Annotated in this window: 19 protein-coding genes; 10 read left to right on the forward strand and 9 right to left on the reverse strand. The window is 44.3% G+C overall.

Features of this window, described 5'->3' with window-relative positions; genetic code table 11:
• Positions 1–5 precede the first annotated feature (5 nt).
• A complete protein-coding gene (locus NBH14_RS15420; protein ID WP_186960526.1) occupies positions 6–848 on the reverse strand; it encodes a Cof-type HAD-IIB family hydrolase in 843 nt (280 codons plus the stop codon).
• Between the two features lie 7 nt (positions 849–855).
• Positions 856–2,799: an AAA domain-containing protein gene (locus NBH14_RS15425; protein WP_186960525.1), complete on the reverse strand. Its 1,944-nt coding sequence runs from the start codon at positions 2,797–2,799 to the stop codon at positions 856–858.
• Positions 2,800–2,900: 101 nt separating this feature from the next.
• On the opposite strand from NBH14_RS15425, the gene NBH14_RS15430 reads away from it, so the two are divergent.
• Complete coding sequence (locus NBH14_RS15430; protein WP_186960524.1) at positions 2,901–3,557, forward strand: YMGG-like glycine zipper-containing protein; 657 nt, start codon at positions 2,901–2,903, stop codon at positions 3,555–3,557.
• Positions 3,558–3,563: 6 nt separating this feature from the next.
• Here the strand turns inward: NBH14_RS15430 and NBH14_RS15435 are convergent, their stop codons facing one another.
• Complete coding sequence (locus NBH14_RS15435; protein ID WP_186960523.1) at positions 3,564–4,922, reverse strand: MATE family efflux transporter; 1,359 nt, start codon at positions 4,920–4,922, stop codon at positions 3,564–3,566.
• 44 nt (positions 4,923–4,966) lie between these two features.
• Positions 4,967–6,124 carry a hypothetical protein gene (locus NBH14_RS15440; protein WP_250817625.1) on the reverse strand — a complete coding sequence of 386 codons (1,158 nt, stop codon included), beginning with the start codon at positions 6,122–6,124 and terminating at the stop codon, positions 4,967–4,969.
• 167 nt (positions 6,125–6,291) lie between these two features.
• Between NBH14_RS15440 and NBH14_RS15445 the strand changes: the two genes are divergently transcribed.
• The 8 genes from NBH14_RS15445 (at position 6,292) to NBH14_RS15480 (ending at position 17,729) form a co-directional block, all read left to right on the forward strand.
• Positions 6,292–7,584: an L-cysteine desulfidase family protein gene (locus NBH14_RS15445; RefSeq protein ID WP_007656511.1), complete on the forward strand. Its 1,293-nt coding sequence runs from the start codon at positions 6,292–6,294 to the stop codon at positions 7,582–7,584.
• A gap of 301 nt (positions 7,585–7,885) precedes the next feature.
• Entirely contained in the window at positions 7,886–9,430 is a 1,545-nt protein-coding gene (locus NBH14_RS15450; protein WP_186960522.1) for an acyl-CoA carboxylase subunit beta, read from the forward strand.
• A 13-nt stretch (positions 9,431–9,443) separates the two neighbouring features.
• Positions 9,444–10,955: an acetyl-CoA carboxylase biotin carboxylase subunit gene (gene accC, locus NBH14_RS15455; protein WP_186960521.1), complete on the forward strand. Its 1,512-nt coding sequence runs from the start codon at positions 9,444–9,446 to the stop codon at positions 10,953–10,955.
• An 18-nt stretch (positions 10,956–10,973) separates the two neighbouring features.
• Entirely contained in the window at positions 10,974–11,498 is a 525-nt protein-coding gene (locus tag NBH14_RS15460; protein ID WP_186960520.1) for an acyl-CoA carboxylase biotin carboxyl carrier protein subunit, read from the forward strand.
• Positions 11,499–12,135: 637 nt separating this feature from the next.
• Positions 12,136–13,248, forward strand: a complete 1,113-nt coding sequence (locus tag NBH14_RS15465) for a DUF4925 domain-containing protein (protein ID WP_186960519.1) — start codon at positions 12,136–12,138, stop codon at positions 13,246–13,248.
• Between the two features lie 278 nt (positions 13,249–13,526).
• A complete protein-coding gene (locus NBH14_RS15470) occupies positions 13,527–14,552 on the forward strand; it encodes a DUF4925 domain-containing protein (RefSeq protein ID WP_186960518.1) in 1,026 nt (341 codons plus the stop codon).
• A gap of 242 nt (positions 14,553–14,794) precedes the next feature.
• Positions 14,795–16,006: a DUF4925 domain-containing protein gene (locus NBH14_RS15475; protein ID WP_186960517.1), complete on the forward strand. Its 1,212-nt coding sequence runs from the start codon at positions 14,795–14,797 to the stop codon at positions 16,004–16,006.
• A 253-nt stretch (positions 16,007–16,259) separates the two neighbouring features.
• Complete coding sequence (locus NBH14_RS15480; protein ID WP_250817628.1) at positions 16,260–17,729, forward strand: PCMD domain-containing protein; 1,470 nt, start codon at positions 16,260–16,262, stop codon at positions 17,727–17,729.
• Positions 17,730–17,798: 69 nt separating this feature from the next.
• On the opposite strand, the gene NBH14_RS15485 is transcribed toward NBH14_RS15480, so the two are convergent.
• From NBH14_RS15485 to NBH14_RS15505, 5 genes are all read right to left on the reverse strand, one after another.
• Positions 17,799–18,602, reverse strand: coding sequence for a class I SAM-dependent methyltransferase (locus NBH14_RS15485; protein WP_186960516.1), 804 nt, complete (start codon positions 18,600–18,602; stop codon positions 17,799–17,801).
• A gap of 19 nt (positions 18,603–18,621) precedes the next feature.
• Positions 18,622–19,707, reverse strand: coding sequence for an LptF/LptG family permease (locus NBH14_RS15490; protein ID WP_007656526.1), 1,086 nt, complete (start codon positions 19,705–19,707; stop codon positions 18,622–18,624).
• A 71-nt stretch (positions 19,708–19,778) separates the two neighbouring features.
• On the reverse strand, positions 19,779–20,909 hold the full coding sequence (gene tgt / locus NBH14_RS15495) for a tRNA guanosine(34) transglycosylase Tgt (protein ID WP_186960515.1): 1,131 nt from the start codon (positions 20,907–20,909) through the stop codon (positions 19,779–19,781).
• 36 nt (positions 20,910–20,945) lie between these two features.
• Positions 20,946–22,565 carry a 4Fe-4S dicluster domain-containing protein gene (locus NBH14_RS15500; protein WP_186960514.1) on the reverse strand — a complete coding sequence of 540 codons (1,620 nt, stop codon included), beginning with the start codon at positions 22,563–22,565 and terminating at the stop codon, positions 20,946–20,948.
• Positions 22,565–23,497: a DUF362 domain-containing protein gene (locus NBH14_RS15505; RefSeq protein WP_186960513.1), complete on the reverse strand. Its 933-nt coding sequence runs from the start codon at positions 23,495–23,497 to the stop codon at positions 22,565–22,567. The genes NBH14_RS15500 and NBH14_RS15505 overlap by 1 nt, the downstream gene beginning before the upstream one ends.
• A 97-nt stretch (positions 23,498–23,594) precedes the next feature.
• Here NBH14_RS15505 and NBH14_RS15510 point away from each other — a divergent pair, with 97 nt between their 5' ends.
• Positions 23,595–24,392, forward strand: coding sequence for a hypothetical protein (locus NBH14_RS15510; protein ID WP_186960512.1), 798 nt, complete (start codon positions 23,595–23,597; stop codon positions 24,390–24,392).
• Positions 24,393–25,125: the final 733 nt, after the last annotated feature.

Consider the following 25,125-nt stretch of genomic DNA (forward strand, 5'->3'; position numbering starts at 1 on the left):
TCTTTTTAACCTATTTCATGTATATTTTGGTGGGTATTACTATTGAGTAAATCATGAATGAAATGTGCAACGCCGTCCTCATCGTTTGTAAATGCAGTGATCTGATCCGCATTTGATTTTACGGGAGGCTGTGCATTTGCCATAGCAACGCCGAGGCCGGCAAATTTAATCATGGAGAGGTCGTTGTAGCCGTCACCGATGGCGATAACGTCCTCTCTTTTTATCTGCACACGTTCCAATAGGCGTTCAAGCGAAGCGGCTTTGTCGATCCCTTTGGGTACGACTTCCAGGTAAAACGGTTCCGAACGATAGACATTGAGGCGGAGGCCTAGTTCCTGACGCAGTTTTTCTTCCAGCGGAACCAGGTCTTCCGGTTCACCGACTATCAGGCATTTGTCGGCCGGGAGCCGTAGGTTGTGCAGGAAGTCGTCGGTTTCCTTTATCTTCATTTTGGTCAGGAATGATTCGTATTGAACATATTTGTCTGCTGCGTTTTCGGTCAGGATGTATTTGCCGTTGTAAGACAGGATTGTCAGTCCGGCTTCATACGAACGTTGATAGATCAGGGGCATGACGTCCGGTGGCAGGGCTTGTTCGTAAAAGACCTTTCCGGTTTTCACTTCGATCACTTTTCCTCCGTTAAAAGAGAGGATGAAACCTCCGTACTCTTTCATTTCCAGCGTTTCTACCAGTGGAACGATACCGTAAGTAGGGCGTCCGGAGGCCAGAACCAGATGGAGACCTTGTTGCTGGGCTTTTATTAATACCTCCCGGGTGAAAGGCGTGATTTCTTTTTTGCTGTTTGTCAGTGTTCCGTCCAGGTCGAGGACCAGTAGTTTATAGTTCATCTTTATTTTATTTCCGGTGAATAGAATTGTCTGTTTCTGTTGCGGGTTTTAATGGGATCACATGGCCGTTGGCTGTGATGTATTTGTATAATTCCCGATAAAAAGTATGTTTTGTCAATGTGGAGGCATCGCCCAGTATGATCAGTTTCATTCGGGCACGGGTGATGGCAACATTCATGCGGCGCAGGTCGTTCAGGAAACCTATATTTCCCTGGTCATTGGCTCGTACCAGGCTGATCATGATCACATCGCGCTCCTGGCCCTGGAAACCGTCTACGGTATGAACGGTAATCAGTTTGCGGAAGGGTTTGAAAAAAGAGTTCCGTTTAATCAAGCCGCGGATATATTGCACCTGTGATTTGTAGGGAGAGATCAGTCCGAAGTTGATGCTTTCGTCCAGTACGCGTTCTTTACTGATCTTCTCGATATAGGCTTGCAGTTGCTCCACCAGCAGTTCCGCCTCTTTTTTATTGATCCGGCTCTGGCTTTCGGATAATTGATCTTCCTCAAAATCACAATCTGCCGTATCGAACCACACGACAGGTGTGTCGTAGGCGAGGATGCCGCGGTACTTTACTTCCGGCGCAGCCTGCAACTCGTCCTGGTAAAACCAGCGGGACGAGAAACGCATGATATCTTCATGCATCCGGTATTGTACTTTAAGCAGGGAGACAGTCTCAGGTTTGCCGGCTGCCACTTTCTGCATCAAAGTACGGTCCAGTCCGCCGCGGGCAGCTTCTATACATTTAATAGTGGGAGGAAGCTGGTGATGGTCACCAGCCAGAATCACCCTGTCCGCTTTGCTGATGGCAATCCAACAGGCAGCTTCCAGTGCCTGTGCCGCCTCATCGATAAAGAGGGTGGTAAAATTATGGTTGGTCAGCACCCGGTTGGCAGATCCCACCAGCGTACATGCTATGACGCGGGCTTCGCTGAACAGGTCGGCGTCTATCTGCACCTCCAGTTCGGTGGCACGGAAGCGCAGGCGGGAAAGACGGTTACGGGCCGTGTCCTTTTCGCTGTGACTTTTCTTACGGAAAGAAGATTGTATCTCCCGGATTGCTTTGCGGATTCCCCAAAGTTCGGAATAGTCGGGATGTGACTCGAAGCGCCGTTCATACGTAAATGAAAGCATTTTGTCGTTCACCCGCGTCGGGTTGCCGATACGGAGCACGTTGATACCCCGGTCTACCAGTTTTTCCGATATCCAGTCGACTGCCGTATTGCTTTGGGCGCAGACCATTACCTGATTTTCCCTATGCAGCGTTTCGTAGATAGCTTCGACCAGTGTCGTTGTTTTCCCGGTTCCGGGAGGACCATGCACGATGGATACTTCTTTGGCCGACAGCACATGGTTGACCGCCTCCTCCTGGGTTGTGTTTAACCACGGGAAACGTACCGGGAACAGGTTTCTCCGGCTGGCCGGTGTCTTCCCCAGCAACACATCACGCAGATGGGCAAGCTGGTTATTTTTTGCTTTCATTACACCTGACAGTGCATTGAACATCGTTTTATAGCTAGTCTCGTCGAAGTAGAGTTGAACGCCCAGTTCACTGTTAACGTTTTGCAGGTCGAATAAAGCGGAAGGTGTCGGAAGGACGACGACCATCCGGTCGTCCTGTACATAGCTGATGATGCCGGAGAAATTCAGATAACGCGGACTGCCGGTTCCGTTTGTCGTAAAGAAACAAACCGGACGTCCGTATTCAAAATTATGTTCGATCTCCTTATCGTCCCTGCGTTCTATTTCAATGACGAGCTGATTGAGCGAATTATAATAACTTTTTCCCGGAATCACAGGATACCAGCAAAGTCCCTGTTGTATTTTCCTGTGAATACCCACCCGTTCGGCTTGTTGCCTGTACGTCTCTTTCTCGTATTCATACTCCATTTGGAGAAGATCATATTGGCGTTGCAGATCTGCGGATGGTGTCTGGAATTGATTGATCATTATTCTTTGTTTAACTGGCCGCAAACTTACATAAAAAAATGGAATTGAATGGGGGTTTTTGCTCTTTCCGATGTCATAAAGTCAAACTGAAGAATTTTTATATGAGAAATGTGATTCTATCTATAATGCTCTCTTTATTGCTTCTGCCGGGTTGCGGCTCCATGAGGAATATGAGTAGTGAAGACCGGGTCGGTTTTGGAGCACAGGTCGGCTCTTTTATCGGGTGGCTTTTCGGAGGATTGATAGGAGAGGCGATCAATGATGAGAATGGTGGTGAAATAGGTGCGTTTATAGGAACGGCTGTGGGTGGCGTTGCCGGTGCTTCGATTGCAGCCAGTACGGAAGAGGAAACGCATATTGTAAGGAGAAGTCCGAAATATACACCGTCGTCTCACGTCCTTCTTCCGGACTTGCAGATAGAGGATATTCTTCTGGATGAAGATAGCATCACCTATAATCAAAAAATCGATGCGGGAGAAACCTGTCGTATCTCTTTTGTAATCGTGAATAACAGTTTTCAGGATGCATTGAATGTTCTTCCGGTAGTCAAACTGGAAGAAGGAGAAAACCTGGAACTATCCGAACCTGTCCGGATTGCCCGGGTTACCCATGATACTCCTATCACTTACGAAGTCACAGTACGTGCTTCTCCCGAATTACAAACAGGCACAGTCGTTTTCAGTGTACGCCTGGAAGAGGGACGCGGCAATGGCACGGGGGCGGAAACATTTACTGTTGAAACGTTGGGGAAAGAGTGAAATTTATCATACACCGGTCATCCTGTTCAGTATCTTCGGAAATTGTATAAAGAAAATGATCGTACAGCAGATAGCCGCCGTTGCATCGGAAATACCTTCTGCCGCATAGACGCCTATCATTCCCATAAAATGTGGTAAGATCAAGGCTAGCGGAACAAGCAGGATAACCTTGCGGAGTAATGCGATAAAGATGGAAATCTTAGCCTGGCCCAGGGCAACGAACATATTCTGGCAGGCACGCTGCAAGCCGAAAATGGTCATACCAGCCAGGAATACAGGCATAACCTGCTTCACAGTCTGTATTAGTTCTTCATCCGAAGTGAAAGCCGAAGCAATAACGGAAGGAAAGAGAATCATCAGCAACATCAGGACAAAATTAAACAGGAACATGAATGTCACTACGATCCTGAAACATTCTTTTACCCTTTCTTTGTTCCCATGCCCGTAATTATAGCTGACAATAGGCACGAACCCCAGGGCGAAACCAGTCAGCGGAACACTGACAAAGAGCATCGAACTTTGCATAACGGTCAACGCGCTCACGTAAATATCGCCGAATGTCTTTAGCATACCGTTCAGCACAAAACCTACCAGGCTTTCCGTACTGGCCATGATAAAAGGTGATATGCCTAAAGCCAGAGTCGCCCCGATCACTTTCCTGTCCGGTTTCATATACTGCTTTTCGAGCCGAAGGGAGGCGCGGGAAGAAGTCAGAAAAGACAACACCCAGATGGCACTGCCGGCCTGTGAAATAATTGTGGCTAATGCCGCTCCTTTTACCCCCATGTTGAAACCAAAAATGAAAAGCGGGTCGAGCAGGATATTGAGGAAGGCACCTATCATTACCGACCACATGGCAATACCCGGACGTCCTTGCGTATTGATGAAAGTATTTAAGCCTACCGATATTTCGACAAATAACGTACCGATCAGATAGATAGAAAGATAATCAGTGGCATATCCGAGTGTTTGTTCCGAGGCACCGGTGAACAGCAGGATCGGCTTCATGAAAATATAGGCGAGGGTAGAAGTCAGCACGGTAAAGATCAGCAATAGTATAAAGCCGTTCCCAAGTATCTTTCCGGCCTGTTGCCGGTTTCCCTGTCCGAGGGCAATTGCTGCAAGCGGAGCACCTCCGCCTGCAACAATGGATGAAAATGCGGAAATCAGGATAATAATCGAACCGGCTACCCCGATGCCGGCAAGCGCCGGTGTGCCTATTCCCGGAATATGCCCGATATAAATACGGTCTACAATATTGTAGAGCAGGTTTACCATTTGGGCAACTATCGCAGGCAATGCCATCCGGAAGACAAGAGGTAGCATACGGTCTGTACCCAGCCGTTCTTCGTATATCTGATTCATTCTTTGTGTTATGATTAGAAAACGAAGCCAAAATTACTTATAATTCAATACGTGGCAAAATCTGATATCTTTTTCCTCAGTTTCGTGTTCGAATTATAGTGGTAATAAGTCGGGGCAGAGGACGGGAAATAATAAAGATCCTGCGTTTTGTTGTCTACCTCCACTTTGTATACCGGCAAGGGTAATGTTTTCGATTCGGACTCAGGCCGGTAATATTCATCATACTCTTTCAGCTTCGATATGCGTAACAACGGTATTTTCGGCCCATATAATTTTTGCAGCGAATGCACGATATCGGGGCGTGTGACAATAAAACGTTGCGGAACGTTATTCGCGGCATAAATATATTCAGACTGCACGGCATTATTCCCCTTTTGACGTATAATCTCTACCAGCGGCTTATTCAGATAGGAGCGCAACTTTAGCATACAAATCTTTTCCCCGTCATTAGCGGATGTCCCGTAAGCATCCGGTTGCAAAAGCAGGTAAGGTTCCATACTGAAATTATCTAGTAGGAGAGGCGGATGCAGCCGGTCCTGTTCTGCTGCCGTATGAGTATCGCCCAGCCATTTCGGGATAGGCGACATGGAGAGCAATCCGGTTATGATAAACGAACTCATACATAGGCCGACTGCCGTATCCGTCGCCTGTTTCCATTTGCCGTTTCCCCACCGGACCGGGAGCGGTTGCGGCTTGTCGGTATCCCGGCCTGTCCATTTCTGCCGGAGCTTGCCGGTGACCACGTACAAGACTCGTCCGGTGAACAGACAAAGCAGGCAGGTGAAGCAAAGAACCAATGGAATCCATAATTCCGGATATTCTATGCTAAAGAAGCCTTTTTGTTTTTCCGGTATGGTGGCCAGGAATGTCTGGTATTGATGATCCGGATGATCTGTTTGTGTTGGAGAAATAGTAGGAGCGATCAATCGGGTGATCAGTGTGTCGGGATAACAATAGTCGAGTTTCAGCGAGTCGTTGCGGGAATAAAGCGAAACGGTGTGTAAGCCGGGGATATTTTCCGGTTGAAGGGTTTTGATATATTCAAGCGAGGGGAGCGAACGGTTCAGAAGGTCATCATTTCCGAACAATAGTTTTTCCGGCGGTGAAATAGCCGGTGGTGATGCGGGAATCAGTACTTTTACTGTTAATGCCAATGCGACGAGCATGGCTAACCCATAGAAAACAATCTTTTTCCTTTCCATAAACAATCTTTTTTATCATTATTCATTTAGTAGCCTTTATCACCCTGTGAGTTAGGCGGTGCGAAGATATTATTTTCATTCTTAATTTAGCAAAACATATAACATAAATTAGAAATCATTACCTTTGCCGGAAACATGAATAATCTAACGCATAAAACATCGCTGTCATGGATAATATAACAAAATCACAAATCATATCACTGATCCATCAGGAGGTAATCCCCGCTATTGGCTGTACGGAACCGGTTGCTGTGGCTTTGGCTGCCGCGAAAGCTGCCGAGGTATTGGGCGAACGTCCGGAAAAGATAGACGTATTACTCAGTGCCAATATCCTGAAGAATGCAATGGGAGTGGGGATACCCGGAACAGGAATGGTGGGATTGCCTATCGCGATCGCTCTCGGAACACTGATCGGTAAATCTTCGTACGAATTGGAAGTGCTGCGTGACATCACGCCGGAAGCATTACAGGCCGGAAAAGCCATGATAGACGAAAAGATCATCCATATTGCTCTGAAGGAAAATGTCGACAAGTTATATATCGAAGTGATCTGCACGGCAGGCGACCAGACTTCCCGGGTTATTATCTGCCATGAACATACGCATATTATATATGTAGAGAAAAACGGGGAAGTTTTGACCGATCTGCGTCAGTCGGATGCAACGGACGATAAGCCATGCGGCGGAGATGAATTGAAACTCTCTTTCTCTACCGTATATGAGTTTGCGATGGAAATGCCTCTGGATGATATCCGTTTTATCCTTGAAACGGCAGATCTGAATAAGAAAGCCGCCCAGGCTTCCATACAGGGACATTATGGGCATACCGTCAGCAAAACTGTTTCCGGCGAATACGGCAAGAAATATATGGGTGACTCTGCCTATACCCACATGCTGGTTATGACAGCTGCCGCCTGCGATGCCCGTATGGACGGGGCGATGATTCCGGTTATGAGTAACTCCGGCAGCGGCAACCAGGGAATTGCGGCGACGTTGCCGGTCCTTTCGTTTGCGGAAGATATCAAATGTACGGAAGAGCAGTTGATACGTGCCCTGATGCTCAGCCACCTGATGGTTATTTATATCAAGCAGAGCCTGGGGCGTCTCTCTGCATTATGCGGATGCGTTGTGGCTGCCACGGGTTCCAGTTGCGGCATCACTTACTTGATGGGAGGAAGCAAGATGCAAATATCGTATGCAATCAAGAATATGATCGGAAATATTACCGGAATGATCTGCGACGGGGCAAAACCGAGTTGCGCATTGAAGGTGTCGAGCGGTGTCTCTACTGCCATGATCTCAGCCTTGATGGCAATGGAGAATAAGGTGGTGACTCCGGTAGAAGGTATTATCGACGAAGATGTGGACAAGTCGATCTCGAACCTGACGGCGATAGGTTCCCGCGGAATGGAAGAAACAGATAAATTGGTATTAGATATTATGACAGGTAAATCCTGTTAGAAAGATTGTTGTTTTTACTTTATTTCAGACCTCCCAATGGCATACAGGGTGCCGTTGGGAGGTTTTTTTATGCATTAAAAGCAGCTTGGATAAATTTCATCAATACTTTCATTGATAAATTCGATCAGTTTCCGTAACTGTTTCGTAGTTTCAAATGTTTACATTGTAAGGGAATTAAGACACGGAGTGTTTTCACGGTGTAATTTATCACACAGTTTAAGCCGTCTGTTCATCTTATTTTTGCAAAAGACAGATTAACAAGTGAATTAAAGTTCATCAATCAATAAAAACCGACATCGCCATGAAAGAGAAAATTGAACAATTGGCGGCTCTGAACCATCAGGCAGAGCTGGGAGGCGGCGAAGACCGTATCGCGAAACAACATGCAGCAGGCAAGTTAACAGCCCGCGAGCGAATCGAATTACTCCTTGAGAAAGGTAGCTTTGTAGAAGTCGACAAGTTTGTAACTCATCGGTGTACAGAGTTTGGTCTCGAAAAACAACGCCCGTTAGGAGATGGGGTTGTAACGGGATATGGTTTAATCGGTAAACGTACCGTATTTGTATTTGCCCAAGATTTTACCGTTTTCGGAGGTGCCCTTTCAGAGACGTATGCCCGGAAGATTTGTAAAATCATGGATATGGCGATGCAACTCGGTGCGCCTGTTATCGGACTGAATGATTCCGGAGGAGCCCGTATCCAGGAAGGTGTCCGTTCGTTGGCGGGATATGCCGAAATCTTTTTACGCAATTCAATGGCTTCGGGGGTAATCCCGCAGATCAGTGCCATTATGGGGCCGTGTGCCGGAGGAGCAGTCTATTCACCGGCGTTGACCGATTTTATTTTTATGGTGAAAGATTCCAGTTATATGTTTATTACCGGGCCGGAAGTGGTAAAGAGTGTAACCCAGGAAGAAGTGTCCATGCAGGACCTGGGAGGTTCGGAAGTACATAGCACCCGTTCAGGCGTGGCTCATTTCACCGGCGATAATGATATGGATTGTATCCTGAAGATACGTGAACTCATGTCATTCCTCCCCAGCAATAATATGGAGGAACCGCCTTTCATTCCTACGACGGATAGTGCCAACCGCATTGACGAACAACTCAATAATCTGATCCCGACCAATTCGAATCAGCCCTATGATATGAAGGAACTGATCGAATCGGTGGCCGACGATCATAACTTCTTTGAAGTGCAGGAAGAATATGCCAAAAATATTGTGATCGGATATATCCGGTTGAATGGAAAAACGATCGGTGTGGTAGCCAACCAGCCGGCAGTTCTGGCAGGAACGCTGGATATTAATGCTTCGGTAAAAGCCGCCCGTTTCGTCCGTTTCTGTGATGCGTTCAATATACCGCTGCTGACCTTTGTGGATGTTCCGGGATTCCTTCCGGGCGTCAATCAGGAATATGAAGGTATTATCCGTCATGGGGCCAAATTGCTCTATGCTTATTGTGAAGCGACAGTGCCGAAGGTAACGGTCATTACCCGTAAAGCCTATGGCGGTGCCTATGATGTGATGAGTTCCAAACATATCCGCGGCGATATCAATTTCGCTTACCCGACCGCCGAGATTGCCGTCATGGGACCGGATGGTGCTGTAAATATCCTTTTCCGTAAAGAACTGAAAAAGGCGGAAGATGTGGAAAAGAAACGTAAGGAACTACAGGACGATTATCGTGAAAAGTTCGCCAACCCATACCGGGCAGCCGAATTGGGGTATGTAGACGAAATCATCGAACCATCAGGAACCCGTGCCCGCTTGATCCGCAGCTTCGAGTTGCTTGCCAACAAACGGCAGTCTAACCCGCCGAAGAAACATTCCAATTTACCACTTTAATACGCGAACGATTATGATTAAGAAAGTACTAGTAGCCAACCGCGGCGAAATTGCGATGCGAATCTTTCGTACCTGCCGCGTAATGAATATACCCACCGTTGCGATTTACACCCATGTAGACCGGGGAGCCTTGCATGTTCGGTATGCCGAAGAAGCCTATTGTATCTCTGAAGATGAATCAGATACTTCTTACCTTAAACCCGATGCGATCCTGGCGATTGCCAGGAAAACGGGTGCAGCCATCCATCCGGGTTACGGTTTCCTTTCGGAGAATGCCGATTTTGCCCGTCGCTGCGAAGAAGAAGGTGTCATCTTTATCGGTCCGAGTGCCGATGTGATAGCCAGGATGGGAATCAAGACGGAAGCCCGTAAGATCATGAAAGCAGCCGGTGTGCCGGTTGTTCCCGGGACGGAAGAGCCGGTTAACAATATCGACGAAGTGCGTAAGGTCGCCAAAGAAGTCGGCTACCCGATTATGCTGAAGGCGTTAGCCGGAGGAGGCGGTAAGGGAATGCGTCTGGTTCGTGATGAAGAAGGGCTGGAAGAAGCCTTCCGCCTGTCACGTTCCGAAGCTGGCAATTCGTTTGGAAACGATGCCATTTATATCGAGAAATATATTGAGAATCCGCACCATATCGAAGTACAGGTTTTAGGCGATAAGTATGGAAATGTGATTCATTTATATGAACGCGAATGTTCCATCCAACGCCGAAACCAGAAAGTGATCGAAGAATCTCCGTCGCCTTTTGTCAAGGAAGAAACCCGCAGAAAGATGCTTGCCGTGGCAGTCGAAGCCTGTAAAAAGATCGGTTATTACAGTGCCGGAACATTGGAGTTTATGATGGATAAAGATCAGAACTTCTATTTTCTGGAAATGAATACCCGCCTACAAGTGGAGCATCCGGTGACGGAAGAGGTTACGGGTGTCGACCTGGTACGCGATATGATACTGGTTGCCGCTGGAAATCCGTTGCCTTATAAACAGGAAGATGTAGAGTTTCGCGGTGCTGCCATCGAGTGCCGTATCTATGCGGAAGACCCGGAAAACAATTTCATGCCTTCCCCCGGCATCATCAAAGTGCGCGAAGCTCCCGAAGGACGTAATGTCCGCCTGGACAGTGCCGCCTATGCCGGATTTGAAGTCTCCCTGCATTACGACCCGATGATCGCCAAGCTGTGCACCTGGGGACGTAATCGCGAATCGGCCATCTCCAATATGGCCCGTGCCCTTCGTGAATACAAGATACTGGGTATTAAAACGACTATCCCGTTCCACCAGCGTGTGTTGCACAACGAAACGTTCCTGAAAGGGAATTACGATACGACCTTTATCGACACCAAGTTCGATAAGGAAGATTTGAAACGTCGTCAGAACAATGACCCGCTGGTTGCCGTTATCGCCGCAGCGATCAAACATTTTGAACAGGAGAAAGAGGCTGCCGCCCGTATGACAACAGTTCCGCTGGTCGGTGAATCCTTATGGAAATATTACGGTAAATTGCAGATGACTGCCAATAACTATTAAAAAGGGGAGGACAAGATTATGCCGAAAGCATTAGCAACTTATTTTGCAACAGTAAATGATATGCCGGACACCGAATTTAAAGTGGAGATACTGGAAGACGGCCCGGTAAAGAAAGTTTCCGTAAACGGAAAGATATATGATGTCGATTATAATGTAGGTGGCGACAGTATCCACTCCATTATCCTAAATCATAAATCGCATGGCGTACAGATCACCAATATCCGCGACGACATGTACGAAGTAAAGAATAAAGGCGACTACTTCCAGGTACAGGTGATCGACGAGCTGAAGAAGATGCGCCTGTCGCGTATCCAGTCGGTAGCTGTCGGCCGCCAGGTCATCACGGCCCAGATGCCGGGAGTAATCCTGAAAGTAAATGTAAAACCCGGCGACGAAGTAAAAGCCGGAACCCCTCTCTGCGTCCTGGTTGCCATGAAGATGGAAAACGAGATACGCAGCCCGATAGACGGGGTGGTGAAAGAGGTTTATATAGAGAATGGCGACAAGATGGCCGTCAATGATAAGATGTTGGTGGTAGAGTAATTAGTATATAGATTAAGTTTTCGGAAAGCGTTGGCAATATTTATTGCCGGCGCTTTTTGGGTTTTAAGAAGGTTTATTAAACGAGGCTCGCCTCGTGCCGCAGGCTCTCTTTTGCCGTTGGTTTCAACCAACGGTTCTAAATACAGGAGGCAAAGCCTCTTCCTCTGTGGGATTTATCCCCTTTCATTATAATAACACTCAGGAAAGGGAAAAGGGGTTAAAACCCACAGAGGAATCCGGTAAAACCGGAAGATTTATCTATCCGTCAGTTGAAACTGACGGCAAAATAGAGCCTGCGGCATGGGATACCCCATTAAAAAAAATAGTTCAACTCTGACAATATTTGAGTCTTCTGCATTTCTTTTTTAGAACAAATGAAAGGAAGCAAACTGTTATTTGCCGAGGTAAGTTCTCCTTTAGAAATTCCCCACCTTTTTTATTTATGTGGGGAATTTTCCCCCTAATAGAGGGGAATAATCCCCATTGCAATGGGGAAAAACACCCACTCTTATGGGGAGAATGTTATAGTTCAGCTATTTCTATTGGCATAGATGATTGATAATTTTAAATCAAACACACTTCTTCTAACAAGCAAATCATTTATCTTTGTGCAACTTATTATAAAGAAAAGAGAGTTATGAAGAAAAGTTTTTTGTATTTGTTTACCGTGCTTTGTACGTTAAATATGTTTACCGCTTGTAGCGATGATGATGATTCGAAAGATCCGAATGGCTTGGAAGTAAATGCCACTTACTCCGGTGAAAATCTAGATTTGAAGTATAGCAATGTCGCTTTGTTGGGCAAGGAAATTTCTTTTGAGACAAAAGACGGTAAGACGGCTACACTCACGATGAAAGGTACTTTTGACATGAGTGTCATTAACGGACTTATCAATGGCGGATCGAAATCCGCATTAATTCCTAATCTGGTTCCCGGCGTAATTCCGGGAGAAATTACTACGACGATATCGAATGTACCCCTGACTTTATCCGGAGAAAAATATACGTTTGAAGGAACAGATTCAGGCAACGGACGTGAAGTAAAATACACCGGCAGTGTGGAAAAAGACAAGCTGGTCCTCTCCCTGAACGTAACCATGCCGAAGAATGACCTGACTGGTAACTGGAAACTGGCGGCACAGCCGTTGAACCTTGTCTGGTCGGCAGGTGACGCAACGATCGACCTGAGTGGTTTAGGTATCTCCGGAATCTCCGGCCCGATTCCTGTATCGATGGCCGCTCCTATGATTGGACAATTTGTAGGCCCTATGCTGCCTCAAGTACTTGAAAGCATTTCATACGGAGAAGACGGAAACATTACTGCCCGTTATATGAAAAAAGGAGCATCCGACTGGCAGTCTTCCCCGCTTAACCTGGCACAGTATTACATCAAAAATAATAAATTATATGTGCAATTAAATATTGCCCAGATCCTGGCAACTGTAGAGGCTAACAAGTCTAAAGCGGATATAGGTAGCAGTGAAATCTTGAAATTCCTGGAAGCGATTAAGCTGATCGCTCCTTACCTTTCGGACGGTGTTCCTTTGAGTTACAGCGTTTCCAACGGAACGGCGCAAGTCACTCTCGGATATGACGTATTGGGAAAACTGTTTGCTTTGCTGACCGATGAAGATTTGTCCGGTTTGATTTTGGGTAAATTACCTGATAATATCAAGGCTGTTATGGCACAAATTCCGGGTATCCTCGAAAAGACGGATGATGTACATGTCACTTTGATCCTGCAAAAGTAATGATAGCATCACGATTTTTTGAATGAAAAAAGGCAGTTGGTTTATTCCAGCTGCCTTTTCTTACTCAATCTCCGATCAATCGCAGCCACCTTCTTCAAGATATATGGCAGGTTTGTTGGTTAGTTTGACTTTCACTTTCTTGCCTACGCAGGGACATAGTGTTAAAAATCAATAGTGATTTCCTAAGTATGAATGGCATAATTATTATTACAGACCTTAACTTTGAAAAGGAATAATAACTATCTTTGCACCCAATTAATATTAAACTTAAAAAAATAATGAAGAAAAATTTATTGTACTTGTTTGCTCTGATCTGCTCTGTGAGCCTGTTTACGGCTTGTAGTGATGATGATGAAAAAACAGATGACAGTTGGAAAGCTGTTTCTGCTACATATTCTGCAGAGACACTTAAGTTAAGCTTGGATGGCACTGAAGTTTCAGATCAATCTGTAAAAGTAACTGCTAATTCTGCAGAGTCAGCAAGTGTCGTTTTAACAAAACTTATTCCAGGCGAAGCTGAAATTACAGTGGATGCTAAAATGCTTAAAACAGGAGAAAACTATGCTTTAGAAGGTGAAAATAAGACAGATTTACGTACTGTATCTGTGAAGGGGTCGGTAGAATCTGGAATTTTGACACTGGATGTTAAATTGAAAATAACAGCACCTATTGCTGGAACATGGAAATTAGCAGAAATAAAGAAAGACGAAAATGATAGTTTTGTTTCTGGGCCGCTATTCATGACTTGGGAAGCCGAGGATGGGACTTTGTTAGGAGGCTTTTTGCCGATAGAATCAATACCGGCTTTTGCTGGTCCTTTAGGAAGTTTAGTTTTAGGACAAGTACTTCAAAATGTTACATTTCAGGATAACGGACAAATTGTAGCATCTTATTCTAAAAGTGGAATTAGTCTGGATAAACCAGTGACTCCGTCTTGGGAGACTTCAGAAGAAGGTTACGCAGCTTATAATGTAACTGAGACTCAGATTCTCGTCTTTTTGAATTTGGAAAAGATCATAGCAGGATCAAAATCAGAACAATCATCATTTGATCCATTAATAGAATTAGTTAAGAATGGAATACCTGTAAATTATGAAATGGCTTCTGATGGAAATTCGGCAAGAGTATATATCGACAAAGAGCTTGTTGATAAAATCGTACCGTTGCTTCCAATGCTATCCGGTATGATTGAAGATAATGCTTTAGGTGGAATGGGAGCTTTTGTAAAAGGACTCTTGGATTCATTCCCCGAAGCAATGAATAAAACAACTAAATTAGAAATTGGTTTGAATTTAGTGAAATAAGTTTGAACTAAAATCCGATATAACTATAAGATCTCTATCAGGTTGTTGCAACTAGTTGCAGCAACCTGATATTTTTTTTAGCTATAAATAGCATTTTTGTGATTCTACACTACTTTATGGGAGATGTTATTAATAAAGAATGTTCTATTTTTAAGGACTTTTCAGGAGAGGTATGTTTACAAAAAAAATGTTCTTATCTTCGCACCCTATTAACATTAATAATAATATTAAACGTATTTACTATGAGTAAAAAATTAGTCTATTTATTTGCATTGATTTGTTCTATCGGCTTATTTACAGGATGTAGTGACGATGAGGAAGAAAAAGTTGACAACAGCTGGGAAGAGTTGGTAGGTGATTACAGTGGAGAAAATTTAGTGCTTTCATATGGTGATATGGCTCTGACCGGAAAGAAAGTTTCTTTCTCGGCTACCAGTGGTAACAATGGGAAACTTTTACTGAATAATATAATCCCGGGAGAAAATGAAACTACAATCTCTAATGTCGAGGTTAAAAACAGCGAATTTTCAGGAACAGCTACTACTACTTATGCTAATGTGGAGTATGCCGGTTCTGTAAAAGAGAAAGTAATGACATTGAAACTGACTGTCGTGATGAATGACCCGAACGGATGGGCGAAAACTTATAGTCTGGCAGATTATACAACCGGACCACTCGAATATAACGGATATGAGAATCCGAACGCTGTACTTGCGGGTGCTGGTTACGTCAACTATGTTTGTGTTACATCTTCTTCTGATTACGGTACATCTTACGGAGCCATATTCAGAGGTCTTTTCGGGATACTTCTTCCACAAGTATTAAATTCGGTAACTTTAGGTACAGATGGTACAATCACAGCTAGATATATAAAAGAGGGAAAAATTGAATTCGATACAAATTGGATTTTCCAGGCACCGGCAAAAGAGGTTGTAGAAGCACTTATCCCAACTTCCGATTGGTTAGATGCTCCTAAACACCTGGCCTATTGGTTCCATAAAGATGGTAAACTATATATGAAACTCGATTTAGGCAATATTATCGGGCAAGCGATGGGTAGCAATGCTGATGGAATGTCTGAGATCATAACAACAGTATTGACAAGTGAACCTGCCCAATTAAAACAGTTATTGGCTGGTCTACTCAAAGTAAGTGAAATTCCGGTTAGTGATGAAACGATTGCTTTATTACAGGATTGGGCTGTTAATGGAATACCCATGAGTACAAAAACAGAGAATGGACATACTTATATTTACCTTGACAAGAATGCATTCGACCCGATCATGAAAATGCGTGACGATTCTTCTGATTTCCTGAATCTATGGAATATGTTGAGTACAGCAGGTATTATTCCTCCAGATGCCGCCATGGCAGGTATGTTGTTACCAGCTATCAGTAATAATTGGGATGCTACAGAAGCGTTCGATTTAGGTTTAGATTTAAAAGCTAACTAATAAGCAAGAATAGTCATATTGTTTGAGAAAAGAGGATGCGTCAATGATGCATCCTCTTTTTGTCATATATTATTTCTTCTCTATCACAAACACCTCATGACTGGCGGTATTATTGGGGTTTGATATCTCCCAATCAATTTATCCGTCAATGCCTTTCCAGAACAAAACGTTTTATAAAAAATTATCCTTATCTTCGTACCGCTAAAAAACTTTATTTTACTAATTAAAAAGGTATTAGTTTACTAACAGATTTATGAAAACAAAATTAATGTATTTCTTCGGCCTGCTTTGCATGCTAGGCCTGTTTTCGGCTTGTAGTGATGACGATAAGGTAGAACCTATCGGAACAGAATTTGACGGTGTATACAAAGGAACACTGGACGTAGACCTGGACGGAACTAAAGTAGGTGCTGATCTTCCCCAAAAGGTGTATGTAACAAAGGTTGGCGACAACCAGATCAAGATGGAACTGAAGAACTTCAGCTTCGGTGCGATGGCGCTCGGAAACATTTCCGTAGACAAATGTAATGTAGAAAAACAGGGTGACAATGCTTGTAAGTTTGATGGCGAACAAAAACTGTCCTTGCCTGTAGTCGGCGATTGTGACGTGGTGATGAGCGGTACGATCACAGGTGAAAAGCTGGAAATGGTTATCAATGTAAAGGCAACTCAGGAAGGTGCTGCGATCAATGTGAAGGTAGACTTTACAGGAACGAAATTAGCAGCCGACCAGAGTTCGGAAGCTAAGATTACGGAGTTTACTTTTGATAGTAAAGAAGTGGTTTCACAGCCAGTTATTGATGGAACAAGCATTACTTTTATGGTAACAGATACGATCAAAGCGGAAGAATTGGCTGCTTTGGTTCCTACCATCAAGATTTCAGATAAAGCAACGATTACTCCGGCAAGCGGGGTAGCTCAAGATTTTTCTAAGCCGGTCACTTATACCGTCACTTCGGAAGATGGAATTGTAACAACGACTTATACGGTTGCTGTTGCTGGTAAGGTATTACAATATTCGTTAGACGAATGGCTGGATAAAGGTACCGGTAAAGCTGCATATAAGACTCCGTCTCCTGATGATAAATGGGCAACAAGTACTGCCGGAGCTAGCCTGTTGGCACTCTTAGGTTATACCGGTGAATTCCCGGTTGTTCCGACTGATGATGCAGTAAAAGGGACAGCTGCAAAACTGATAACAGTTTATACAGCTGATGTATCTATGGCACCAGCTCTTACTTCTGGTTCTTTATATACCGGACGTTTTGCAATTGATTTCTCAAATCAGTTAAACAGTACGAAGTTCGGAATCATGTGTGATAAAAAACCGTTATTTTTTAATGGATATTATAAATATACTCCAGGTGAATTGTTCTTGGATGGTTCTGTAAAAGATAAAATTGTAGAACATCCTGAGTTGACAGACGAATGTAGTATAAAAGGAGTTTTATATGAAGTTTCGAGCGAAAGTGAAACTTTGACAGGGGTGGATATCAGTGGTTCTAAAAAGATCGTTGCCATAGCACAATTGGCTGACGGATCAGCTAAATCGGAATATACTCCTTTTAGTCTTGAATTTAAGTATTTGGAAGGTAAAACATATGATGCTACAAAACTGTATAAGTTAGCTTTGATTTGTTCTTCCAGTGCAAAAGGAGATACATTTAATGGTGCTGCAGGAAGTACTTTATTTGTAGATGAACTCGAAGTCGTTTTTGAATAATAGAATATTCACAAGATTTATAGAAAGATGCTATCTGTTTTAGGTAGCATCTTTTGTTATATATTATATTTACTTTTCCGCCACCACAAACATCTCATGATTTGACGTGAAATTATTTGTATCCAGCATATTTTTATATACCGCGCAACTTTTAAATCCTACATTTTTCAATAATGTACAGATTTCCTCTTCATTATAATAACGGTCCCATACGATGAAATGCTTTATTTCATCATCTGTCAGCAGATTGTATTGGTACGTGAAGCACTTCTCTTTCGGATGATGGAATGTCTGGCTTAACAGAAGGTATTTGCTGTCATTCCAAAAGCCGCCGGATGGACTGCATTCCCAATTTCTTTCTTCCCGTTTGTCTTTGATAAGCTCTTCGGTAAAAACATCGAAGATAAGTTTCCCACCTTCGGTCAGTGAGTCGAAGATGTGGCGGAGCAACGTATCGCGTTCCTGGTCGGAATGGGTACCCATATCACAATAAATCATCATGACCGCATCATAATTACCCGCCGGATAATGGAGAATATAATCATCCTGGATATACCGGATATCTTTCCTTCGTTGGGAGGCGTAATCGATAGAGGCTTTGTTGAAGTCGATGCCTGTTATTTCGTGACCTTGGTAACGAAATAACTCAGCATATAATCCCGGTCCGCACCCGAGGTCAAGTATATGGGAGGTCGGCCGGATATGGCTATTTATGAAATCAACAATTTTCAGGATAGATGCCCAATTGCGGCTGGCACCGTCCGTTTCTGGATTCAGATGTTCCTGTAACATTTGCTTTTGTATGTAAGGATCAGTCCAAATGTTACAGGATGACCGCTGAAACGGCTTGGGTTTTGTATCTATTATTTTCATTTTAGTTTGAGATCCCGTATTACCTCGGTGCCTTCTGATATAGATAAATGGCGATAAACGTATAAAGGATATTGGGAATCCAGGCTGCCACCATCGGACTCACATATCCGTTGATTGCAAAGGTCGATGTCACCGTCGTAAACAGGATATAGGAGAAACTCAGCGCCAGTCCGATACCGATATTCAATCCCATTCCCCCTTTAATTTTGCGCGAAGAAAGAGACGCCCCGATGGAGGTCAGGATAAATGCCGCCATGATGGAGGCAAAGCGCTTATGATATTCTATCTGGAATGTCTGGATATTACCGATACCACGCGTTTTTTGACGTTCGATATAGGTTGCCAACTCCGGTGAAGTCATCGTTTCGCAGTCGGTGACGGAAATCAGGAAGTCGGAAGGAATAATCGTCAGCGTAGTGTCCTTGCGGGAACCTTCGGTGATATGTTCGCGCATTCCGTCGAAATCACGTATCATATAATCAATGACAGTCCATTTGTACAGAGAGTCGTATTTGATGGAGTTGGCAGTCAGTTTGGATACCAGCTTCTTGTTTTCGAAATGCTCCAGAGAGAAACGGTAACCCATATTCGGACGCGCATCGTAGCGGTCGAAATAGGCAATCACGCCCGGTTCCACTTCAATCTGGATATTGCGGGCATATTCTACCTTTTTATTTCGGATATACTTATTCTGGAAGTCAATACGTGTAATATTGGCGGGAGGGATAATGAACGCGCTCAATATAAAACTGGCTATCGCAATAATCCCCGCCGAAATAGCATACGGCAACATAAGCCGCCGGAAACTCATGCCGCTGGCAAGCATCGCAATAATCTCCGAATTGTCTGCCAGCTTGGAGGTGAAGAAGATAACCGCAATAAACGTGAACAGCGGACTGAACAGGTTGGCAAAGTACGGGATAAAGTTCATGTAATAATCCAGGATAATGGCCTGCAAGGGCACGTCCGGCTTCAGGAACTTGTCAATCTTCTCGTTTATATCGAAAACTACCGAGATAGAGATAATCAGTATAATCGCGAAAACATACGTCCCGAGAAATTGCTTGATGATATACCAGTCTATCCGTCTTAATTTGAATTTCATATAGATCGTTAATTAATTACGGCTGTTGTAAAAGACTGCGTGCCATCTACAGTCTTTTGTCAACAATCCCATTATAACCGATTATTTAGTTGTTGCACCATGCCGCTTTTCCAGGTAGAGAAATCGCCGGCAATGATGTGCCTGCGTGCTTCCTTCACCAGCCAAAGGTAAAAGGCGAGGTTATGGATGGAGGCGATTTGTAAGCCCAACAGTTCGTTTACTTTGACCAGATGATGCAGGTAGGCTTTGCTGTAAAGCGTATCCACATATGAGTTTCCGTCGGAGTCGATGGGAGAGAAGTCGTCTTCCCATTTCTTGTTACGGATATTGATGGTGCCGAAACGGGTGAAAAGCTGCCCGTTGCGTCCGTTGCGGGTCGGCATGATGCAGTCGAACATATCCACGCCGCGTTCGATAGCTTCCAGCAGGTTTATCGGCGTACCGACACCCATCAGGTAACGGGGCTTGTCTTTCGGCAATATTTCATTTACAACCTCGATCATTTCATACATCTTCTCGGTCGGTTCGCCGACAGCCAGTCCGCCGATGGCATTCCCGTCAGCTCCCTTCCTGGCAACGTTTTCAGCGGCGTGACGGCGCAGGTCCGGATATACGCAACCCTGTACAATCGGGAAAAGGCATTGCTGATATCCGTATTTCGGTTCCGTAGTGTTGAAACGGTCGAAACAACGGTCCAGCCAGCGTTCGGTCAGTCCCAGTGATTTCTTGGCATAGTCGTAATCGGCATCACCCGGACAGCATTCGTCGAAAGCCATAATGATATCGGCTCCGATGATACGTTGGATATCCATTACTTTCTCCGGTGTGAAGAGATGCTTCGAACCGTCGATATGCGAGCGGAATTCGGCACCTTCCTCATGTAGTTTACGGTTGTCGGAAAGCGAGAACACCTGGAATCCGCCGCTGTCGGTCAGGATAGGACGGTCCCATGTATTGAACTTATGAAGTCCGCCGGCCTTTTCCAGTATTTCAAGACCCGGCCGAAGATAAAGATGATAGGTGTTACCCAGGATAATCTGGGCGTCGATATCTTCTTTCAACTCGGTCATGTGGACTCCTTTCACTGTGCCTTGTGTTCCGACAGGCATAAAAATGGGCGTCTCGATTACCCCGTGGTCGGTTGTAATCAAGCCCGCCCTTGCATTTGTTTTAGTATCGTTGTGTTGTAATTCGAATTTCATTCTGCAAAATTTGCTTGCAAAGGTAGCATTTTTCCGTTAGAATCCGAAGTCATCGACTTCTACGTTTTTAACTTCTTCCTCTTCCGGCAAAACAATGGTCTGATGCACCGTATTTGCTTTTACAATAATGGCACGCATCGGACGTACCGGACAGATGGATTCGCAGCCGCCGCAACCGACACACAGGTCCGGATTTACTTCGGGAATAGTCAGCGTCCCTTCATAAGGAACCATATGTACCGCTTGTGTCGGACAGTGTTCGGAACAAGCACCGCAATCGGTCCCTTCCGTCTTCACTATACAACGGTTGATAAAGAAGGTGGCAATGCCGACTTGCAACGATTTCTTTTCTTCTACGGAAATCGGTTTGAGAGCCTCGGCCGGACAGACTTCCGAGCAAATGGTACATTCATAGTTACAATAACTGCTGATATAAGCCATGCGTGGTTTCAATAGATAGTCGAAACCATATTCAAGCCCTGCCGGACGTAATACCTGACTGGGACATTTCACGACACAGATATGGCATCCCGTACATTTGTCTTTAAACCGTTCCAGGTTCAGGGAACCGGGAGGGGTGATGGGCGGCCATTTCTTCCGGCCTTTTTTCTTTCCGTGACCGTTGCCTTGACCATGTCCTTTGGCTTGTCCGACGCCGTCTGCTATAGCCGAAACAACGGGCAATGTTGCAGCAACCGTTATTCCGGTTGCCAGGAAAGTACGGCGGCTGTTAGAAGCACTTACCTGTTCCCGTGTTTGATACGGGATCGCATTGGAACTGTCCGTATCGGCATTCTCTTTACGGAAAGCCGGTTTGAAACGGTATTGCAATCCGCCTTTGGAGCAGGAAGAAACGCAATTGAAGCAATCCACGCAACGCGAAGAGTCGACCGTCATCTCTTTTGCATTAATAGCTTCCGCCTTGCAGGTTCGTTCGCAGTTGCCGCAATGGTTGCAGGCTTCCTTGTCAAACGAGATACGCATTTGTGAATAACGTGATACCAGGCTGAGTAAAGCACCAACCGGACATAATGTATTGCAAAACAAACGCCCCCGGAAAATGACCATTACAATAAATACGACCAGTGCAACAATGGCAGATATTAATCCGGCAATACTAACCGTACTGATTGTAACATGGAATAAAGAATAGTTATCCATCTTCATCAGCCAGTCGGCTAATACATTATTTCCCCACATCACAGCAGGACGAAACAGATTTGCCGCTATACGACCGAAATTGCTATAAGGGTCGAGCAATAAGCATAACCCGGAAAATCCCAATGCGGTAGTCACCACTGTTAGGGCCAGTATTGAATACCGTAGCCAGTTCATTGGCTTATGATAACTGAAACGGCGAACACCTTTTTTCTTCTTTTTACCAATACAAAACAAACGGTTGATGATATCTTGCAGAATCCCGGCCGGACAAATGGCTGAACAGTATATACGTCCAAAAAGGTATGTCATAATAAGTAATATTGCAACAATACCAAACATACCGCCTAATACTGCGGGTAATAATTGGATATGCAGAAACTTATGTACATCCACCGGCATCTTGTTGGTGAAATCAAGAAAAAACAAGAGTATGGGTACAAAAAACAGGAGTGCGAGAAGTACTCTCACTCCTTTCTGATAATTTAATCGCTTCATTAAATCTTAATACGTTTGATATTGACTTTCTTCAAATCCGTTGTTCCCAGTTTCAATTCTTCGCCTTTGCTGATATGGCTTACGGCCTCCATATCCAGTTTCTTTACCTGGTTGAACAAAGCCAGGGCAGCCGTGTCGATAGCAATGATATTCGGGGAAACAATCATGGATTTCAATGTAGCTACGTCGGCAGCGCTTTTACCCTGCGGTCCGTTCTGATGCATCATACGGTAAGCATCCACAATGTTCAATACCGGTTTCTTCTGCCAGGTACAGATGTCGGCGATACATTGTTGCAGGTCGTTCTGATGGAAGAAACGGCGGTCCCACACGATACCCATATAGTTCTTCATGGCACACGACAGTTTCGCTCCGCCATGGTTCTTCAGGATAGGTACGTTAATCCACGCATCCGCTTCAATCAACGCTTCATGTATCTTTGCGGACTTTACTTTTACTCCGTTGGGGATGGATACTTCTTTGAAATACTTCTCATCGTTGGCAGGCATGATGATACCCCCGGCTTCTTTGACAGCAGCGGCGATGCCACTGCTTTCGTAACATTTCTGCCAGTTGTCGCAGGTATGGTCGAAAATAGTCACTTTTTCAGCTCCGGCTTCCAGACACTTCTTAACCAATGCCTTGATTAGTTCCGGATTGGTGTTTCCAGCCAGTTCCGGTGTACGGTCCCAGCCGATGTTCGGTTTGATAACGACTTTTTGCCCTTTCTTGATGTATTTACCGATTCCCCCCAGGGTCTCCAATGCTTTGTCAAGCATGACTTCGGGCTCGCCACCCATTACAGCGACCATTTCGGGAGCCTGTTCCACTGCCATCGTATTGCTGGATAACGCAGCTTGCAACCCGGTAAAGTCTATTGAGAGAGCGGCACCAGCTACTACACTGGTCTTTAAGAAATCACGACGTTTCATCTTCTTGTAATTGGTTATTAGAATTGTTTATAGTTGAAACAAAGGTAGTAATTCTCTGAATTATAGTGTATCTTTGCCCACAAAAAATATTAAATTAATGGAATTATCAGGCTATATATCATTGCAATCGTTCGTTGAAGGATGCACCGGACCGGCCGGTGAACCGGCACTTATTTTACAGGCTGAGAATTTATTATATACGGTTCCTGAAGAAGAATATCAATATGGATTATCACTGCTCCGGAAGGCTATCGGAGAATATGAGGTACAAAAAGGTATCCCTTTGGAAAGCAGTAAACAGGCTATTCCTTTTTTTCGTGAAAAGCGCCGGATGCTGATCGGGCCGGAGATGGAACTTTATAAGTTCTCCTTCTATGAGAATGAAACCGTTCTGCCTGAAAAGGTGTGGTCAACCCGACAGCCTTATCTGCGGTTATCCTTTGACTATGAGCAATTAGCCGAACATTGTCTTTTTGAAAACATATTCCTGGTACGTTGTAAATACGACGAAAAACAGATACTCGATAATTTCATTACTCAGATGGACCGCGAGTACGATAAATTCTTTTTCGATGAAGAACACAGCGGCTTTACTGCCGATTCGCGTTTCTTTTCCCTTTTATGCAATGCCTGCCTGGAAGTAGAGGAACCATTATCTGCTTCGGAAAAAGAATGGCGGCTGGCAGTCCTCCGCAGTCCGTCTGAAGCCGGTTACCGGTATGATAATGGACAATTGCTGCCTTCCGTTCCCATTTCTTTGCCGTTAAGTGTGATTCGCCGGGTTGCTTTGCTTAACAGTGAGAAAGAAGAATTGAATTTTAGTGCTCTTGCCGGATTCATGCAGCGCATCGGATTACCGCCCGAACGTTATCTGGAAGGTATGTTGGAACAATAAACAACAAACTATTGACGGAATTGATTTAGTTCAAAGGTTCTTATCTACAATATCTACAACTCCTGTTGTAATTTATTGTTTATTAGCGGACTATAATATGAATGTAGATATAAATGTATCTACAATAGTAGGGATATATCTACCATTATTGTTACTTTTCAAATACAACATGTAACCATCTTACACTTGTGGGGTATTACATTTATCTCTATGTCCATAATTGCTGTCAGGTATAGTTTATTTGTTTTTCTGCTGTCTAAACTTTTGTTTTGTGCTGAGAAAACAAAAGTTTCCACCGCACAAAACTTTTATTTCCTCCACAAGAAACTTTTATTCATCCCTCCTCCTTTCTCCATCGAAAAGCAAGATAGTGCATAAAGTGGTAGATAAAGGATGGTAGTTGTAGATATAAAATCATCTACAACTATTACATAAGATGTTTATTTATAAAAGATTTAAGATATAATTGTAGATGTTGTAGATGCTATTAACTATTTAAATTATCATCTAAGAAACTGTTTTTATTTTATGATATGAGTCACTATTTATCAAACTTGAATGTAGCGTCGTTGGTAGGGGGCGGTTCGCGAACCGCCCTTACGGTGTCAATGTAAGCCTGTAAGGCTTTAACAAACCAGCCCAGGATTAGAACCCTGGGTTTATGAAAACTCGCTTCTGCCTTTCCACCCTGTAAGGGCGTGACAAGCTAAATATCAACCCTTTTCGTCTTGTC

The organism is Parabacteroides caecihominis (genome assembly GCF_023656785.1).
GTDB classification, from domain to species: domain Bacteria; phylum Bacteroidota; class Bacteroidia; order Bacteroidales; family Tannerellaceae; genus Parabacteroides; species Parabacteroides segnis.